General features: G+C 59.9%; 15 protein-coding genes and 1 tRNA gene. 5 read left to right on the top strand and 11 right to left on the bottom strand.

The window, feature by feature from the left end; translation table 11 throughout:
• Nucleotides 1-132: 132 nt before the first annotated feature.
• Entirely contained in the window at nucleotides 133-1128 is a 996-nt protein-coding gene (cra, locus tag J5M66_RS22545; RefSeq protein ID WP_024011578.1) for a catabolite repressor/activator, read from the top strand.
• A gap of 3 nt (nucleotides 1129-1131) precedes the next feature.
• A complete protein-coding gene (locus J5M66_RS22540) occupies nucleotides 1132-1908 on the top strand; it encodes a TatD family hydrolase (RefSeq protein WP_123443372.1) in 777 nt (258 codons plus the stop codon).
• A gap of 124 nt (nucleotides 1909-2032) precedes the next feature.
• Here the strand turns inward: J5M66_RS22540 and J5M66_RS22535 are convergent, their stop codons facing one another.
• The 4 genes from J5M66_RS22535 to J5M66_RS22520 form a co-directional block, all read right to left on the bottom strand.
• Nucleotides 2033-4063: a methyl-accepting chemotaxis protein gene (locus J5M66_RS22535; protein WP_207809259.1), complete on the bottom strand. Its 2031-nt coding sequence runs from the start codon at nucleotides 4061-4063 to the stop codon at nucleotides 2033-2035.
• A 210-nt stretch (nucleotides 4064-4273) separates the two neighbouring features.
• On the bottom strand, nucleotides 4274-5113 hold the full coding sequence (gene ampE, locus J5M66_RS22530; protein WP_076565795.1) for a regulatory signaling modulator protein AmpE: 840 nt from the start codon (nucleotides 5111-5113) through the stop codon (nucleotides 4274-4276).
• Nucleotides 5110-5670: a 1,6-anhydro-N-acetylmuramyl-L-alanine amidase AmpD gene (gene ampD, locus J5M66_RS22525; protein WP_125927175.1), complete on the bottom strand. Its 561-nt coding sequence runs from the start codon at nucleotides 5668-5670 to the stop codon at nucleotides 5110-5112. Before ampD ends, ampE begins: the two co-directional genes overlap by 4 nt.
• A gap of 64 nt (nucleotides 5671-5734) precedes the next feature.
• On the bottom strand, nucleotides 5735-7912 hold the full coding sequence (locus J5M66_RS22520) for a DUF1631 domain-containing protein (protein WP_123443370.1): 2178 nt from the start codon (nucleotides 7910-7912) through the stop codon (nucleotides 5735-5737).
• Between the two features lie 267 nt (nucleotides 7913-8179).
• Here J5M66_RS22520 and nadC point away from each other — a divergent pair, with 267 nt between their 5' ends.
• On the top strand, nucleotides 8180-9028 hold the full coding sequence (gene nadC / locus J5M66_RS22515) for a carboxylating nicotinate-nucleotide diphosphorylase (RefSeq protein WP_016771747.1): 849 nt from the start codon (nucleotides 8180-8182) through the stop codon (nucleotides 9026-9028).
• Nucleotides 9029-9129: 101 nt separating this feature from the next.
• On the opposite strand, the gene J5M66_RS22510 is transcribed toward nadC, so the two are convergent.
• Entirely contained in the window at nucleotides 9130-9429 is a 300-nt protein-coding gene (locus J5M66_RS22510; protein WP_024011573.1) for a DUF6388 family protein, read from the bottom strand.
• A 355-nt stretch (nucleotides 9430-9784) separates the two neighbouring features.
• Here J5M66_RS22510 and J5M66_RS22505 point away from each other — a divergent pair, with 355 nt between their 5' ends.
• Both J5M66_RS22505 and J5M66_RS22500 read left to right on the top strand, forming a co-directional pair.
• Nucleotides 9785-10036, top strand: a complete 252-nt coding sequence (locus J5M66_RS22505; RefSeq protein WP_207809257.1) for a type II toxin-antitoxin system HicA family toxin — start codon at nucleotides 9785-9787, stop codon at nucleotides 10034-10036.
• On the top strand, nucleotides 10033-10374 hold the full coding sequence (locus J5M66_RS22500) for a type II toxin-antitoxin system HicB family antitoxin (protein ID WP_016771749.1): 342 nt from the start codon (nucleotides 10033-10035) through the stop codon (nucleotides 10372-10374). The genes J5M66_RS22505 and J5M66_RS22500 overlap by 4 nt, the downstream gene beginning before the upstream one ends.
• Nucleotides 10375-10393: 19 nt before the next feature.
• Here the strand turns inward: J5M66_RS22500 and J5M66_RS22495 are convergent.
• The 6 genes from J5M66_RS22495 to infB form a co-directional block, all read right to left on the bottom strand.
• Nucleotides 10394-10466: transfer RNA gene (locus tag J5M66_RS22495), tRNA-Thr, on the bottom strand.
• 157 nt (nucleotides 10467-10623) lie between these two features.
• Nucleotides 10624-12729, bottom strand: a complete 2106-nt coding sequence (pnp, locus tag J5M66_RS22490) for a polyribonucleotide nucleotidyltransferase (protein WP_024011572.1) — start codon at nucleotides 12727-12729, stop codon at nucleotides 10624-10626.
• A gap of 204 nt (nucleotides 12730-12933) precedes the next feature.
• Complete coding sequence (gene rpsO, locus J5M66_RS22485) at nucleotides 12934-13203, bottom strand: 30S ribosomal protein S15 (RefSeq protein WP_016771751.1); 270 nt, start codon at nucleotides 13201-13203, stop codon at nucleotides 12934-12936.
• A gap of 143 nt (nucleotides 13204-13346) precedes the next feature.
• Nucleotides 13347-14264, bottom strand: coding sequence for a tRNA pseudouridine(55) synthase TruB (truB, locus tag J5M66_RS22480; RefSeq protein WP_024011571.1), 918 nt, complete (start codon nucleotides 14262-14264; stop codon nucleotides 13347-13349).
• A gap of 4 nt (nucleotides 14265-14268) precedes the next feature.
• Nucleotides 14269-14670, bottom strand: a complete 402-nt coding sequence (gene rbfA / locus J5M66_RS22475) for a 30S ribosome-binding factor RbfA (protein ID WP_016771753.1) — start codon at nucleotides 14668-14670, stop codon at nucleotides 14269-14271.
• Nucleotides 14671-14829: 159 nt separating this feature from the next.
• A complete protein-coding gene (gene infB / locus J5M66_RS22470) occupies nucleotides 14830-17358 on the bottom strand; it encodes a translation initiation factor IF-2 (RefSeq protein WP_024011570.1) in 2529 nt (842 codons plus the stop codon).
• Between the last annotated feature and the right edge of the window lie 26 nt (nucleotides 17359-17384).

Here is a 17384-nt window from a genome sequence, read left to right as displayed (position 1 = left end):
CACGTTACTCGATAATGTCTCATCCTTGAAGTCCAACTGGTCGGATCTGCCCAGGCAATAAGTCAACTGCCCTTATCGGGTAGGATTGGCGAAAATGTCGCGGCATGCTCGAAAAAACAAGGAAATACCGGGTTGAAACTCAGTGATATCGCGCGGTTGGCCGGCGTCTCCGTCACCACCGCCAGCTACGTCATCAACGGCAAGGCCGAACAGCAACGCATCAGCAACGCGACCGTCGAGCGCGTGCGCGCGGTGGTCGATCTGCACGGCTTCACGCCCAATCCGCAAGCGGCGGGCCTGCGCAGTCGGCACACGCGCACCCTGGGCTTTATCCTGCCGGATCTGGAAAACCCCAGTTACGCGCGGATCGCCAAGTTGCTCGAACAAGGCGCGCGGGCGCGCGGTTATCAATTGCTGATCGCCAGTTCCGACGATGCGCCGGACAGCGAGCGCCAGTTGCTGCAACTGTTCCGCGCGCGTCGTTGCGATGCGCTGATCGTCGCCAGTTGCCTGCCGGCCGGTGATGACAGCTATCGCCAGTTGCAGGCCAAGGGTCTGCCTATCATCGCCATCGACCGGGTCATGGAACCGGAGCATTTCTGCTCGGTGATCAGCGACGACCGCGAGGCCAGCCTGCATCTGACCCAAAGTCTGCTCGATCCGCAGCCAAAGCAGATCGTGCTGCTCGGCGCACGCCCGGAGCTGAGCATCAGCCAGGAACGTGCCGCCGGTTTCCGCGCAGCGCTCAACGATTTCAAAGGCGAGGTGCTGGTCGAGCACGCCGAGTCGTTCAGCCGCGAGTGCGGCAAGCAATTGATGGAAGAACTCCTGCAGCGGCTGGGGCATTTGCCTGACGCGCTGGTGACCACCTCCTACGTGCTGCTGCAAGGCGTGTTCGATGCGCTGCATGATTTCCCGCTGAAATCGCGGCCGCTGCGCCTCGGCACCTTCGGCGACACGCAGTTGCTGGATTTCCTGCCGCTGCCGGTCAACGCCATGTCCCAGCAACACCAGTTGATCGCCGACAAGGCCTTGGAACTGGCCTTGGCCGCGGTCGAGCAGGATGACTACCAACCGGGCGTGCAAGCCATCGCGCGGACCTTCAAGCAGCGTATTCATCGGGACTGAAGCGTGGAGCTGATCGACAGTCACACCCACCTCGACTTCCCCGACTTCGACGCCGATCGCGCCGAGTTGCTGGCCGAAAGCCGCGCTCTCGGCGTGCGGCGCATCGTCGTGCTGGGCGTGCATCAGGGCAACTGGCAACGGGTGTGGGATCTGGTGCAGAGCGATGCCGACCTGTACGCGGCGTTCGGATTGCACCCAGTGTTTCTCGATCAGCATCGCCCCGAGGATTTGCTCGCACTGGGTGACTGGCTGACACGCCTGCGCGGGCATCGGCAGTTGTGTGCGGTGGGCGAGATAGGCCTGGATTACTTCATCGAAAACCTCGATCGCGAGCGACAACAAGGGTTGTTCGAAGCGCAGCTGCAACTGGCCGCAGACTTCGAGTTGCCGGCGCTGATCCACGTACGCCGCAGCCACGCAGCGGTGATCGCCACGCTCAAGCGCTTCAAACTCAAACGCGCCGGCATCATCCACGCCTTCGCCGGCAGCCGCGAAGAAGCGCGGGAATACATCAAGCTTGGTTTCAAACTGGGCCTCGGCGGCGCACCGACCTGGCCGCAGGCGCTGCGCATGCATCGGGTGCTGCCGGAACTGCCGCTGCAATCGGTGGTGCTGGAAACCGACTCACCGGACATGGCCCCCGCCATGTTCCCCGGCCAGCGCAACAGCCCGGCGCATCTGCCGGCGATTTGTGCGGCGCTGGCCGAGCTGATGAATATCACGCCTGAACAACTGGCCAACGCCAGCACCGCCAACTGCTGCGAAGTCTTCGGCTGGTAACACCGCCATCCCCTGTGGGAGCGAGCCTGCTCGCGAAAGCAATCTGGCAGTGACATCGTCAATGCCTGACCCACCGCCTTCGCGAGCAGGCTCGCTCCCACATTTTTGATCCGGTTCCAGCCTTTCAGACACGAAACGCGCTGATCAGTTGTTTGAGCTCAACCACCTGCGCCGACAGCGCACGGCTGGCATCTTCGGTCTGGTGTGCGCCTTGTGCTGTGCGTTCGCCGGCGCGGTTGATTTCGACGATGTTCTGGTCGATGTCATGGGCCACGGCGGTCTGCTGTTCGACGGCAGCGGCGATTTGCTGGTTCTGGTCGACGATCATGCCCACCGCGCCAAGAATGTTCTCCAGCGCCTGCTGGACCTTCTCCGACTGGCCCACCGTGCCGTTGGCCATCTGATGGCTGACGCCCATGGCCTTCACCGCCGCGCCGACGCCACCGTGCAGCTTGGCGATCATCTGCTCGATTTCTTCGGTCGATTGTTGGGTGCGCTTGGCCAACGTGCGCACTTCATCTGCGACCACGGCAAAGCCGCGCCCCTGCTCGCCGGCTCGCGCCGCTTCGATAGCGGCGTTGAGCGCCAGCAGGTTGGTCTGTTCGGCGATGCTCTTGATCACCTCAAGCACACGGCTGATCGACTGGCTGTCGCTGGCCAGTTGATTGATCACCAGCACCGACTGGTCGATTTCGCTGGCCAGTGCGGCAATGCTGCCCTGCTGCGATTCCACCAGCCCGCGCCCGCTGAGGGTTTCGTCATTGACGCTGTGGGCGCTGCTCACCGCCGCAGCAGCACTGCGCGCCACTTCCATTGAAGTCGCCGACATCTGGTTCATCGCCGTCGCCACTTGTTCGATCTGCGAGCGCTGCCCGGCCACGGCCTGATTGCTCTGCGCCGAGACGCTTTCGACCTGTCCGGCCTGTCGCTCGACTTCGCCAACGGTGTGGCCCACGCGTTCGATCAAGTCGTGAATCTTCTTCACCGTGCCGTTGAACACCTCGCCCAACTCGCCCAGTTCATCGCGGCTGCTGGCCTTGAAGTTGACGGTCATGTCACCGGCCGCGACCTTGTCCATCATCGCGCCCAGGCTTTTCAGGGTGGTCCGGGTCGAGGCGTAGAAACCGCCATAAAGATAGAAAATCAGCACGAACACCACCGAAAGCGCCGAGGCTTGCAGAATCATGTGCGTGCGGTTCTGCGCCAGTCGCTGCTGCAACTGGTTGTCGAGGAATTTCAGCGTGGCCTGATTGAGCTGGTAGGTGTGTTCCATCAGCCCGGTGACCTGATCGTAGAATGCCTGCCACGGCGCATCGAGGGTGTCGGCCATCACCACTTGTTCTTCAAACAGCTCGCTGGCCTGTTTGAGCGAAGCCTTGCTGCTGTCGGCCTGGGCGCTGAGGGATTCGCGTGCAGCGCTGCTGGAACCGAGGGCGTCTTGCAGTTTCAGGGCGTACTCGGCCTGGAGTTTTTCGAGCTGCACCAACAACTCGTCAAAACGCGTGCTCGAGGAACTGTTGAGAAAGCCCTGGCCCAACGAATACGAACCCATCGCCCGGCCTTCGCCGAGGGTTTGCGTGACACTGGGGGCAATCAGCGTCACCAGTTCGCTGAGCTGACGAATGTCGCTCTGGTTGTCGCGGCTCAACCCGGCCTGACTGGTGATGATCTGGCTGAAAATCTGCGCACTGGCCAGCAACTTGCCGATCAACGCGCTTTTGCTTTGCAGCGAGCTCTCCGCCTGCTGGGCCTTGAACGCGGCGATCATTTCATCGCGCTTGGCCTCGAACTGCTTGATCTGCTCGGGATCTTCGGTCATCGCCGTCAGCCCTTCGAGGCGCGCGAGCACAGCCTGCTCCAGCGTCTGGATCTGCGCTTCGACATTGCCGGCCTTGCCGGACTGGCCGAGGGTGACGTCAATCTGCACCAGATTGTTCAGGGTTTCCAGATCCCGGCGCAGGGTCAGGCTGCTGCCCAACAGGTCGAGGCTTCGCAGTTCGACGCGAGTGCCCTGAAATTCGCGATAGGAGTCGCGTACCAGATAGAAATTGGTCACCAGCATCGGCACTAGGAACAGCACGCTGATCAGGCTGAACTTCATGCCGAAGCTCAGACGGTTCATCAGCGAGACGGCGGGATAGAGCAAGCTCTTCACTGGAAGTCTCCCTTGGTTTTTCTTGTTTTTATTGGCAGGCGCGGGACGACAGCAGATAGCCACTATCGGGCGCTATCTCTGTATAGCGTAAATCGGCGGGAGGTTTTGTAACTTATGGTTACTGATGCATGGTGGAACAGGGTTTTCAGGGCTGCGACGCAGCCCATCGGGGATAAATCCCCTCGCCACAATGAGTTTCACGCTGGCTTATCAGTGAACCAGAACCGTCCACAAGGCAAACCCGGCATACCACAGCACCGCCGCGCGCAGCAGCAGTTCCCACAGGCAATCGAGGGTGTTGATGCCGTCCGGGCCGACCACTGGCGGCGGAACTTCCCCGGCTGCCAGACCGACCTTGTTGATCAACTGCGCAGCGCTGATGTTCCAGTTCAGCAGCTCATGCAGCATCACCCGGCTGACCGCGACGAAGTTGCCGACCAAGGCCAGACTCGCCGCCAGCAAACGCACCGGCACCCAATCGAAGGCATGACGCAACTGCGCAGCACGCTCGACCAGCGCCGGATTGCTGCCGTGCTCTTCGGCCAGCGCCAGCAAGCGATAGGCCAATGCCGCCACCGGACCGAGGAGGAAGTACCAGAAGATCACCGCAAAAAAACTCTGATAGGCCTGCCACAGCAGATGCCCCTGCACTTGTTCAAGCAATTGCTCGCCGCTGTCGGCGCAGATGTCCAGGTCGCGCTTGGCCACGTGGGCCGCCGCTTGCAGATCCTCACGGCGCCAGGCGTCGCGGAACGGTCCGAGGCCGCCGAGCAGGTCGCCACGCCCGAGGCTGTAAATCACCACCAGCAAATGCACCGGCAGCGCCAGCAGACCGTACGCCACCGGTTCCAGCACCAGCAGCAACAGCGCCAGCAACGCCACCGGGCACAGCACCAGAATCGTCAGCACCAGCCACGGTTGCCTGGCCAGCCGTTTGCTGTTTTCGAGTTTGTGCAGTTCGCGGATCCATCCGCCGTCGCGTTGAAGCCGATGGCGCAGGGCCGAAAACTTCTCGATCCACACCGCCAGCAGTAACACCAGAAAACTCATTGTCCTTCCTCTTTTGCCAGGGCTGCGCGGTAGCGTGCCCAGTCGAATGCTGGTCCCGGATCGGTCTTGCGCCCCGGAGCGATATCGCTGTGGCCACAGATACGCTGAGCGGTGATCGCCGGAAAACGTTTCTGCAACTGCCGGGTCAGCGCAGTCAACGCGCGATATTGCTCGTCGGTGAACGGCAGATCATCGGTGCCTTCCAGCTCGATGCCGACGGAAAAATCGTTACAGGTTTCACGACCCTCGAACACTGAAACGCCTGCATGCCACGCCCGCGCAAGACAAGAGACAAACTGGGTGACCTTGCCGTCACGTTCGATCAGAAAATGCGCCGAGACGCGCAGGTCAGCGATGCCTGCAAAGTACGGGTGTTCGGTGACATCCAGACGATTCTGGAAAAATTCCTGCACCTTGCCCGTGGCGAATTGCGCCGGCGGCAGGCTGATGTTGTGGATGACCAACAGGGACACTTCGCCCGCCGGGCGCTCATTGAAGTTGGGCGACGGGCAGATCTGCACGCCATGACACCACCCGCTCGCGGGATCCAACTGCATACCGATTCCTTCAACGCCGACCATGTGGGCGCCCAGTATGCCGCGATCCGCCCCCGCCGCGCGATCACTTGCCGCGATTGAGTCGCCGCAGGTCGCCCAGCACCGATTCCAGTGCGCGGTCGAACAGCAAGGTGTCATCCAGCGCACGCGCGGCGCCACGGCTGAAAGCCAAGGCGAGGTCGGTGCGGCTGTGCTCCAGCACCTTCGTCCCGGTGCGGTCGACGAAGACATATTTGCCGGTCTCTTCGATGATCGCGGCGAGTTTGCAACGCAAGCTCTGTTCGTCGTCTGCGTCGAACACCACCCAGTGGCCCACACGCAACTGCTCGACCTGAGACAGACCGGCAGCGTCTTGCGCCAGGCGCGGCGCCGGGGTGGCTGCTGCCTGGTCGGCGCTGTGCTGCAAGACCTCGGGCGTGACTTCGATCAGCGGCATGGCGCTGTGATCGGCATCGTCGGAACGCTCCAGCACGCGTACGTGCAGAGCCTCCAGCTCACTGAAAAATTCGCTGGTGGCAAACGGGTCGAACGCGGTGCTGCTCAGGCCATCGCGCAGTGACTTGAGCAAACCCGGGACCAGTGCCAGCAGGCGCAGGCTGGATTCGCCGTCGTCATGGCGCTGCACGCTCCAGACCAACTGTTCCATGGTCTGCACGTCGGCGTGCCATTCGGCGGACTGATCGCCGTGCTTGAGGCAGGTTAGCAACAGCACTTTGCTCCAGGCCTGCTGGACGAAACTCACCACCGTCGCCGGCAGCACTTTGCCCAGTAGCGCCTGTTGCAACGCCTGCGCGACACGCCGCTGAGCCAGCTCGGCCTTCGCCCGGCCTTCCTCGGCGTCCCGCAAGCGTTGTTCCAGCAGTTCAGTGCGACGGCGTTCTTCCTGAGTGAAGGCGAGGAAGTCGGCGAGCAGTTCGGAGAAGATCGCCGGGTCGTCGACAAACTCGCTCAGCAAACGCTGCACCACTTGCTCGATGCGCACGTAGAGGCTGTCGCGCTCAGCGCCGTCGCAATCGCTCCAGCCCATTGCGGCCTCGGCGATTTCGTTGAGCAGGCGCCGCGCCGGGTGCGTGCTGCGGCTGAAGAAACTCTTGTCCAGCACGGCGACCTTGAGCATCGGAATCTGCAATCGGCCGATCAGCGCCTTGAGCGCGTCAGGCACGTTGCGATCGTCGAGGATGCAGTCGAAGACCATGGCGATCAGGTTGATCACATCTTCGTCAGCAGTCGCGACGACGCGGGAGCGGCCACTTCTGACGCTGACCCGGGTCAGCAGTTGTTCGAGCTGATGGCGCAGATCGAAATCCTCCTGAGCCTCAAGCGCCGGTACGTATTGCTGCAAGTGCGACAACAACCGCAGCAGGTCGCGGGTGTTGATCGGATGCGCCGGGGCGCCGGGCTCCAGGGTCGGTGTGACGCGGCCGCGCACCTGGGCGAGCAATTGCTGCATCGCGGCGAACACTTCCTCGATGCCTTCGTCCGCTGGCGGCTCGTCGAGATCTTCAATCAATGTGTCGCTGTCCGCAGGCTCGACCATGCGACGAGCCACGGCGGGCTTCAGATGTGGCAACACGCCGGTGGCGAGCAACAGCTGATTGGCCTCGCCATACAGCTGCTCGGTGTCAGCCAGCACATAGCGTTCGAACAGCTTGAGCAGGATCAGCTTGACCTTGATCTCGACGCCGAGGTTACGCCCGGCCTGCAGGAAATATTCGCAGAGCATCGCCGGACTCAGCGGGTTGTGCTGATCGTCCAGACGCTTGCCGAGCATCGAGCTAAAGCGTGCGGTCAGTTGATCGAGAGCGAAGCCGTCGCGCTTGAGCACGCGACTGACCATGGTCTGCACGGCCACGGTGCGCTCCATGGCATCGGTGCGCGGCGCCGACTCTTCGACCACCGGCGTGCGTGGCAGGGTGTTGGCGGCGGGGTCGTATTGGGTAAGACCGGCGAAGGCTTCAAAGAACAGTTCCAGAAAGCCGCGCTCGATATTCTTGCGCTTGAGGCGCAGGTCGCGCATGGCTTCGAAAAAGATGTTCTGATCGACGTCGTTGCGCGCCCGGTCGGCCATTTCGAACAGCGTGTCGTCAGCGTTATCGAACAGCTCCTGCAAATCGTGGCGCAGCTGCTGCGCAGCCTTGTCGCGAACCTGCAGCAGAATCACCGGCAAGCGGGCAAGCGGCGAGTGGTCCGCCAGATCGGCAGTCGCCCGGTGCAAAGGCACCACTTTCCCGTCGTTGCGCATCCAAGCCTCCTGGAACGGTGATTCGGTTCGTCGCTTTCGACACTGCCTCAGCGGAGTCATTCGTCAAAGCCATGACGTCAAATACAAGGCGGATTATCTGGCAAAAGAGGCCGAGGATGCTATAGGCCTCAGGGTTTCCCCTATACGCCATACACCTCGCACTCAGCGCAGGAAAATCGACCAGATGCGCCAGGCACGCACGTTCTCGCCTTGGGTTGGCTCACGCCCTGCCCCTATAATCGAACCACTTTGTTTGTGGAGTCCGTTATGCCGAATCTACGTCTCGCCGATCTGACCGCCGAAATCGAAAACAACGTGCGCCGTGCGTTGCTCGAAGACGTCGGCAGCGGCGACATCACCGCGCAACTGATCCCGGCCGAACGCCTGGCCAAAGCCACCATCATCACCCGTGACGACGCCGTCATCTGCGGCACCGCATGGGTCGATGCGGTGTTTCGCCAGCTCGATCCGCGTGTGGCGGTGCATTGGCAAGTGGTCGACGGCCAGCGGGTCAAAGCCAATCAGCCGCTGTTTCATCTGGAAGGCCCGGCGCGCTCACTGCTGACCGGTGAACGCAGCGCGCTGAACTTCCTGCAGTTGCTGTCCGGCGTGGCGACGCGCGCGCAGTACCTGGCAGACTTCGTCGGCGAGACGCAGGTCAAGTTGCTCGACACCCGCAAAACCCTGCCCGGCCTGCGTCTGGCACAGAAATACGCCGTAACCTGCGGCGGCTGCCACAACCATCGCATCGGTCTCTACGACGCCTTCCTGATCAAGGAAAACCACATCGCCGCCAGCGGTGGCATCGCCGAAGCCGTGGCCGCCGCACACAAGATCGCCCCGGGCAAACCGGTGGAGATCGAAGTGGAAAGTCTTGAAGAGCTGAAGCAGGCGCTGGAAGCCGGCGCCGACATCATCATGCTCGACGAACTGAGCCTGGACGACATGCGCGAAGCGGTACGCCTGACCGCCGGCAAAGCGAAACTGGAAGCCAGCGGCGGCATCAACGAAAGCACGCTGCTGCCGATCGCCGAAACGGGCGTGGATTACATTTCGATTGGTGCGATGACCAAGGATGTCAAAGCGGTGGATCTGTCGATGCGACTGAGCCTCTAGACGCAGCGGCAAGCTACAAGCTACAAGCTACAAGCTACAAGCTACAAGCCAAGCGACTCTGCTTTGACTTGCAGCTTGTAGCTAGAAGCTCGCAGCTGCTCTTATACGACGAGATTATTCATCTCGCAGTACTCTTCCCACTCGACACCCAAGACTTCCGCCGCTTCCTTGTGCAGCACGAGGCGCTGCGCCTCGAATTCCTCCGGCGTGCTCGTGTACTTGAGGGTCAGCTCCCACGGCTGCAAGCCCTGCGCTTCGGCTTCGTCTTCGAAGGCCCACTGGATCTGGTCTTTCTGATCATCAGGACTCAGGTCCTTGATCTCTTCCTTCAGGTCCGGCACATCCAGAAGGTATTTTTCCAGCGCTTGTTCGTGGCGTTGCTCTTGGGTCAATTCAGTCATGGGGTTCTCGCTGATCTTAGGAATGGAGGATGGATCTGGATCATCAAGGATCTCTCTGACGCAGGAAGCCATTGGAAGCTCGGTTTTTCCTGGCCTTCAGGACCATTCGTGGATCATCTGAAAACAACGGTGCTTGCTTGTCTGGTACGAAGGAATCCTAACAGAGACGCAAGCCAGTGCAACCGGGGGAATGAAATGAAGGGTGGTATGCGCTTGGTTACAGTTTCCTGTTTCCATGCGCGAAATCCACTGCGGATAAATCCTCGCCATCGCCTTTGATGGTCAAGGCGAACGAAACCTTCACATTGACCGCCCAAAAACAGGCAACTATATTCAGTTGCAATCATAGGCCAGCATGTCAAAGACTGAAAAACTTCTCGCCAAACTAGTCAACGGCCGAAGCGCATTCACATGGTCCGAGCTTGTCACTCTGTTGGCGCGTCTTGGTTACTCTCAGCTGGAACGATCCGGTAGCAGGATCAAATTCGACAACGGGAATCCGAGCGCATTAATCAACCTGCACAAGCCACATCCCGGAAATGAAATCAAAACATACGCAAGACGCCAGATTATCGAGCAACTGAAAACAGGAGGCCTGATTCCATGAGTTCCCAGCTGCACTACAAAGGCTATGTTGGCTCTATCGAGGCGAGCACGGAAGATAAGTGCCTGTTCGGAAAACTCCTTTTCATCAGGGCGCTGGTTAATTATGAAGGACAAACGGTGGCTGAACTGGAAGCAGCCTTTCGCGAGGCGGTAGATGACTATTTACAAACCTGTGAGCAGCTCGGGCAGAAGCCTGAAATCCCATGCAAAGGATCGTTCAATGTTCGCATCGGTCACGATCTGCATTTAGCAGCGGCTCTGGCGGCAACCCGTCAAAATGTGTCGTTGAATGATCTGACACGTCAAGCATTGAACGAATACCTCCAACACCACGCATAAAACCGAAGGCGAAATTTTTTGCCCGAGACAGGAATCGAACCTGCGACCTTCGCGTTACGAGTGCGCTGCTCTACCGGCTGAGCTACACGGGCGGTGGGCTAAACCTAGCACCGGTCTCGAGCTGCGGCAAATTTGTGGGTTGTCTGATGGTTTTCTTTTGAGAACTACAATTTCTTTATTTCAGATAAAAAAATGCCCCCGCCGTTTGCACGGCGGGGGCATCTTCATTGCGCTAAAGCGTTGGGGTGATTAAACGCCCGAAGCCTTGGCAGCTGCCACGTCTTTGATGGACAGCTTGATACGGCCGCGGTTGTCCACGTCCAGCACCAGCACTTCCACTTCCTGACCTTCTTTCAGAATGTCGGTGACTTTCTCTACGCGAGCGTCGCTCAGCATCGAGATGTGCACCAGACCGTCCTTGCCCGGCAGGATGTTTACGAATGCGCCGAAGTCGACGATGCGCTCAACCTTGCCGACGTAGATCTTGCCGATCTCGGCTTCTGCAGTGATGCTCAGAACGCGCTGACGAGCAGCTTCTGCAGCATCCTTGGTTTCGCCGAAGATCTTGATCGAGCCGTCGTCTTCGATGTCGATCGAAGCCTTGGTTTCTTCGCAGATCGCACGGATGGTCGCGCCACCTTTACCGATAACGTCACGGATTTTGTCGGTGTCGATCTTCATCGCAATCATGGTCGGAGCGTTGGCCGACAGTTCGGTACGCGACTGGCCAATGATCTGGTTCATCTGGCCGAGGATGTTCAGGCGCGCTTCAAGGGCCTGGCCCAGAGCGATTTCCATGATCTCTTCGGTGATGCCCTTGATCTTGATGTCCATCTGCAGCGCAGTCACGCCTTTGGCGGTACCGGCTACCTTGAAGTCCATGTCGCCCAGGTGATCTTCGTCGCCGAGGATGTCGGTCAGGACGGCGAACTTCTCGCCTTCTTTAACCAGACCCATGGCGATACCGGCCACCGGTGCTTTCATCGGTACGCCAGCGTCCATCAGTGCCAGGGAAGCGCCGCACACGGAAGCCATCGAGCTCGAACCGTTGGATTCGGTGATTTCCGACACCACGCGGATGGTGTACGGGAACACGTCAGCGGCTGGCAGCATGGCCGAAACCGAACGACGGGCCAGACGGCCGTGACCGATTTCGCGACGACCGGCGCCACCCATGCGACCACACTCGCCTACCGAGAACGGCGGGAAGTTGTAGTGCAGCATGAACGGGTCTTTCTTTTCGCCTTCCAGGGTGTCCAGCAGTTGCGCGTCACGGGCGGTGCCCAGTGTTGCCACAACCAGCGCCTGGGTTTCGCCACGGGTGAACAGTGCCGAACCGTGAGTCTTCGGCAGAACGCCGACTTCGATGTTCAGCGGACGTACAGTCTTGGTGTCGCGACCGTCGATACGTGGCTTGCCGTTAACGATGTTTTCGCGAACGGTGCGGTATTCGATTTCACCGAAGGCTGCTTTGACTTCAGCAGCGCTTGGCTGGCCTTCTTCACCGGACAGCTTGGCAACCACCTGGTCCTTCAGCTCACCCAGGCGAGCGTAACGGTCGGCCTTGATGGTGATGGTGTAAGCCTGGGAGATCGCTTCGCCGAACTCGGCACGGATAGCGCCCAGCAGTTCGGTGGCTTCTGGCGCAGGAGCCCAGTTCCAGGTTGGCTTGGCGGCTTCGGCAGCCAGTTCTTTAACAGCGTTGATCACAACCTGGAATTCGTCGTGAGCGAACAGTACCGCGCCCAGCATCTGGTCTTCGGTCAGCTCTTTGGCTTCCGATTCAACCATCAGCACGGCGTCGGAAGTACCGGCAACGACCATGTCCAGGCTCGAAGCGGCCTGCTGCTCGTAAGTCGGGTTCAGCAGGTAGCCGGTGCTTTCGTGGAAAGCCACGCGAGCGGCGCCGATCGGGCCGTCAAACGGAATGCCGGAAATGGCCAGGGCAGCCGAGGTACCGATCATCGCAGCGATGTCCGGATCGGTCTTCTTGCTGGTGGAAACGACGGTGCAGACAACCTGCACTTCGTTCATGAAGCCTTCTGGGAACAGCGGACGGATCGGACGGTCGATCAGTCGGGAAGTCAGGGTTTCTTTCTCGGAAGGACGGCCTTCACGCTTGAAGAAACCGCCAGGGATCTTACCGGCAGCGTAAGTCTTTTCCTGGTAATGAACGGACAGAGGGAAGAAGCCCTTGCCCGGATCGGCTTGCTTTGCACCGACAACAGTCACCAACACGCTGACGTCGTCGTCAACGGTGACCAATACTGCGCCGGAGGCCTGACGGGCGATACGGCCTGTCTCGAGGGTAACGGTCGATTGACCGAACTGGAATTTTTTGATTACCGGGTTCACGGTGTCCTACCTTCTTTGTGGCTCTTGGGGGAAACGGTTTCTTGCGAATTCTTGGGCAATCTCGGGAATCGGCCCGATGGCAATTGTCCGGGTGCTACAGGTAAAGCCATGCTGCAGATAAAACTTGAGGCTGGGAGCCTGCAAGGCGCCAGCGGAAAACCGCTGACGCCCGACAGACCACCAACCTCATAGCGCAATCGCTGATTAGCGACGCAGACCCAGGCGAGCGATCAGCGCGGCGTACCGGCTTACGTCCTTGCCTTTCAGGTAGTCCAGCAGCTTGCGACGCTGGTTAACCATGCGGATCAGACCACGACGGGAGTGGTGATCTTTACCGTTGGCCTTGAAGTGACCTTGCAGTTTGTTGATGTTGGCGGTCAGCAGTGCAACCTGCACTTCTGGCGAACCAGTGTCACCAACAGCTTGCTGGTAGTCAGCAACGATTTGAGCTTTTTCTTGAACGTCGAGAGCCATGAGGCAATCCTTCCTTATCAGGAAACTGTTTCAGGGAAACAGCTTCAACAGGCCAGGGACAAATCCCTGTATCTATAAATGAGTAGTGACCATGCCTGTTAACAGCCACACTCGCCGGCCCGCTTAACGCAGACCGGTTCCGGTCATTCTGACCGAATCAAGCGACGCGGCGCGATGCGCCCGTCTTCGCTCACTTCACCGATACCGATGAAGCGACCATTGTGATCCTGTACCCGCACCATGCCGAACTTCGGTGCATCCGGGGCACGTACCGGCTGGCCGTTGAGCCAGTAGAACGCGCTCGCTTCGGAAAAGTGCAGCAACGGCCAATCCTGCAGGCCGCTGTCCGATGGCATCAGGAAGCGATCGACCGCTTCGTTGCCGCCTTCGGCATGTACCGCTTCCAGCTCTTCGAGAGTAACAGTCTGCGCCAGGGTGAAAGGCCCGGCCTGGGTCCGGCGCAATTCTGCGACGTACGCACCACAACCGAGTTGCTCACCGATATCCTCCACCAGGGTGCGAATATAGGTGCCTTTGCTGCAGTCCACCGCAAGCCGCGCAGTATCGCCTTCGAAGGCCAGCAATTCCAAGCGCGCAATAGTAACAGAACGCGGTTCGCGCTCCACTACTTCGCCTGCACGTGCCAGTTTGTACAGCGGCTGGCCATCACGCTTGAGTGCCGAGTACATCGGCGGTATCTGACTGATTTGCCCACGAAATTTCGGCAGAACCGCTTCGACATCGGCGCGACCAACGGTCACCGGACGCTCCTGCAAAACCTCACCTTCGGCATCGGCCGTGGTGGTGGTCTTGCCCAGTTGCGCCAGAGTCTCATAGCCCTTGTCGGAATCGAGCAGGTATTGCGAGAACTTGGTCGCCTCGCCGAAGCACAGCGGCAACACACCGGTGGCCAAAGGGTCGAGGCTGCCGGTGTGCCCGGCCTTCTCGGCATTGAGCAGCCAGCGCACCTTCTGCAAGGCAGCGTTGGAGGTGAACCCCAACGGCTTGTCGAGCAGGATGATGCCGCTGACGTTACGACGGATACGTTTGACCTGAGCCACCGAATTACTCCTTGGTGTCTTCAGGTGCTGGAGCGGCAACGTGCTGATTGTCTTCAGCCACGGCGCGCTCGATCAATGCCGACAGGTGCGCGCCACGCACGACGGATTCGTCGTAGTGGAAGTGCAATTGCGGCACGCTGCGCAGCTTCATTTCGCGGGCCAACTGCATGCGCAGGAAGCCTGCGGCGGCATTGAGCACCTTGATGCTTTGCGCGATGTCTTCAGCGTTGTCCTGCCCCATCACGGTGATGAAAATCTTCGCATGACCGACGTCACGGGACACTTCCACAGCAGTGATGGTGACCAGACCGACGCGCGGATCTTTGACTTCGCGACGGATCAGTTGCGCCAGCTCGCGCTGCATCTGATCGCCGATACGTTGGGTACGGCTGTATTCTTTTGCCATGATTTGTTACCTGTTACTGCCCAGCGGTGAAACCCGCAAGGTCTGAAAGCGGCAAACGCCCGGCCTGACGAAAGCCAGACCGGGCGTTGCGTTTAGAGTCCGGACGCTGTGCCGTGCATTTGCATGCTACGGCCCATCGTGGCCCTTGAAGTGCGCGAGTCAGAGGCTGCGAGCAACCTGAACCTTCTCGAAGACTTCGATCTTGTCGCCGACTTTGACGTCGTTGTAGCTCTTCACGCCGATACCGCATTCCATGCCGGCACGTACTTCGGAAGCGTCATCCTTGAAGCGGCGCAGGGATTCCAGCTCGCCTTCGAAGATAACGATGTCTTCACGCAGTACACGGATCGGACGGTTACGGTGCACGACACCTTCGATCACCATGCAACCGGCGATCGCGCCAAATTTCGGCGAACGGAACACGTCACGCACTTCGGCCACACCCAGGATGTTCTCGCGAACATCGCTGCCGAGCATGCCGGTCAGGGCTTTCTTGACGTCTTCGATGATGTCGTAGATCACGTTGTAGTAACGCATATCCAGACCTTCCTGCTCGACGATCTTGCGAGCGCCGGCATCGGCACGCACGTTGAAGCCGAACAGTACAGCGTTGGAAGCCAGTGCCAGGTTGGCGTCGGATTCGGTGATACCACCGACACCGCCACCCACGACGCGCACTTGTACTTCATCGTTGCCCAGGCCATTCAAGGCACCGTTCAACGCTTCCAGCGAACCACGGACGTCGGATTTGAGGACGATGTTGAGCGTCTTCTTCTCGGCCTGACCCATGTTTTCGAAGATGTTTTCCAGCTTGCCGGCGTGAGCGCGAGCCAGTTTGACTTCGCGGAACTTGCCTTGACGGAACAGAGCCACTTCACGGGCTTTCTTCTCGTCGGCAACCACGCTCATCTCGTCGCCAGCATCCGGTGTACCGTCCAGGCCGAGGATCTCGACAGGGATGGATGGACCGGCTTCCTTGATCGGCTTGCCGTTCTCGTCGAGCATGGCACGTACACGGCCGTAGTTCGAACCGACCAGAACCATGTCGCCTTGACGCAGCGTACCGTCCTGAACGAGCACGGTTGCCACCGGGCCACGACCCTTGTCGAGACGCGATTCAACCACCACACCACGGCCAGGAGCCGACGGAGTAGCTTTCAGTTCGAGAACTTCGGCCTGCAGCAGAACGGCTTCAAGCAGCTCGTCCACGCCAGTACCCATCTTCGCCGAAACCGGAACGAATGGTGTGTCGCCACCCCAGTCTTCGGAAGTCACGCCGTGAACCGACAGTTCGCTGCGGATGCGATCGAGATCGGCGCCCGGCTTGTCGATCTTGTTCACTGCTACCACCAGCGGCACGCCAGCTGCCTGCGCATGCTGAACCGCTTCGATGGTTTGCGGCATCACGCCGTCGTCCGCTGCAACCACGAGGATCACGATGTCGGTCGCCTTGGCACCACGGGCACGCATTGCGGTAAACGCGGCGTGACCCGGGGTATCGAGGAAAGTGACCATGCCGCGATCAGTCTCAACGTGGTATGCACCGATGTGCTGGGTGATACCGCCGGCTTCGCCAGCAGCTACCTTGGCACGACGGATGTAGTCGAGCAGGGAAGTCTTACCGTGGTCAACGTGGCCCATTACGGTCACGACTGGTGCACGGGAGAACGACTCACCTTCAAACTTCAGGGACTCGGCCAGGGAATCTTCCAGAGCGGTGTCGCTGACCAGGGTCACTTTGTGGCCCAGTTCTTCGGCTACCAGTTGAGCAGTTTCCTGATCAAGCACCTGGTTGATGGTCGCTGGAGTACCCAGTTTGAACATGAACTTGATGATTTCAGCCGCTTTGACCGACATCTGGTTGGCCAGATCGCCAACCGTGATGGTCTCGCCGATCTGCACGTCACGCACGACAGGGCCGGTCGGGCTCTGGAAACCGTGGGCGTTGCGCTTCTTCAGCTTGGCCTTGCCGCGACCACCACGACGGAAGCCATCGCTTTCTTCGTCGGTAGTGCGTGGCGCCACACGTGGCGCCGGGGCTTTTTCTTTGACCGATGCGCGATGCGGAGCGTTTTTGCGCTCGCCATCACCACCACCGCTGCGACGATTGTTGTCGTCGGCGCGTGGCTTGTCCGGACGGCGCTGTTCGTTCTGCTTGTTGCGAACGTCAGCCGATGGAGCAGGAGCAGCAGCCACCGGTGCGCTTTCGCGAACAGGTTCGGCAGCGGCAGCCGGCGCCGCAACGGCGTCGCTGGCAGCGGTTTGCGCAGCAGCAGGCTGGCGACGCGCTTCTTCTTCGGCGCGTTGCTTGGCTTCTTCTTCAGCCTTCTGACGGGCAGCATTTTCTACTGCGCGACGCTCATCCAGTTCACGCTTGCGCTCGGCTTCGATTTCTTCCGGGCTGCGCTGTACGAAAACTTTCTTCTTGCGAACTTCAACGCTGATGCTCTTGCTACCAGCCACACGAAGGGTGCTGGTGGTTTTACGCTGCAGCGTGATCTTGCGTGGTTCTTCCACTTTCGCCTTGTGACTGCTCTTCAAGTGAGTCAGCAGGGATTGCTTCTCACTGTCAGTCACATTTTCGTCGGCGGCGGTGTGCGGCAGACCTGCCTCACGCATCTGCTGCAACAGGCGCTCTACCGGTGTTTTGACCTCATCGGCCAGTTGTTTCACCGTGACTTGCGTCATGCACTTCTCTCCTCAGGCCGCGCCTA

Source organism: Pseudomonas sp. 67(2021), assembly GCF_017491835.1.
In the GTDB taxonomy this organism is placed as follows: Bacteria; Pseudomonadota; Gammaproteobacteria; order Pseudomonadales; family Pseudomonadaceae; genus Aquipseudomonas; species Aquipseudomonas atacamensis.
Note: the sequence above shows the minus strand (reverse complement) of the source record. Positions and strands in the feature narration are given on the sequence as shown.

Coding starts and splice junctions, on each gene's coding strand:
- infB (WP_024011570.1), bottom strand. CDS start 17,358: ATGACGCAAGTCACGGTGAAACAACTGGCCGATGAGGTCAAAACACCG.
- ampE (WP_076565795.1), bottom strand. CDS start 5,113: ATGAGTTTTCTGGTGTTACTGCTGGCGGTGTGGATCGAGAAGTTTTCG.
- J5M66_RS22510 (WP_024011573.1), bottom strand. CDS start 9,429: ATGACTGAATTGACCCAAGAGCAACGCCACGAACAAGCGCTGGAAAAA.
- J5M66_RS22500 (WP_016771749.1), top strand. CDS start 10,033: ATGAGTTCCCAGCTGCACTACAAAGGCTATGTTGGCTCTATCGAGGCG.
- J5M66_RS22520 (WP_123443370.1), bottom strand. CDS start 7,912: ATGCGCAACGACGGGAAAGTGGTGCCTTTGCACCGGGCGACTGCCGAT.
- rbfA (WP_016771753.1), bottom strand. CDS start 14,670: ATGGCAAAAGAATACAGCCGTACCCAACGTATCGGCGATCAGATGCAG.
- ampD (WP_125927175.1), bottom strand. CDS start 5,670: ATGCAGTTGGATCCCGCGAGCGGGTGGTGTCATGGCGTGCAGATCTGC.
- nadC (WP_016771747.1), top strand. CDS start 8,180: ATGCCGAATCTACGTCTCGCCGATCTGACCGCCGAAATCGAAAACAAC.
- J5M66_RS22505 (WP_207809257.1), top strand. CDS start 9,785: ATGTCAAAGACTGAAAAACTTCTCGCCAAACTAGTCAACGGCCGAAGC.
- rpsO (WP_016771751.1), bottom strand. CDS start 13,203: ATGGCTCTCGACGTTCAAGAAAAAGCTCAAATCGTTGCTGACTACCAG.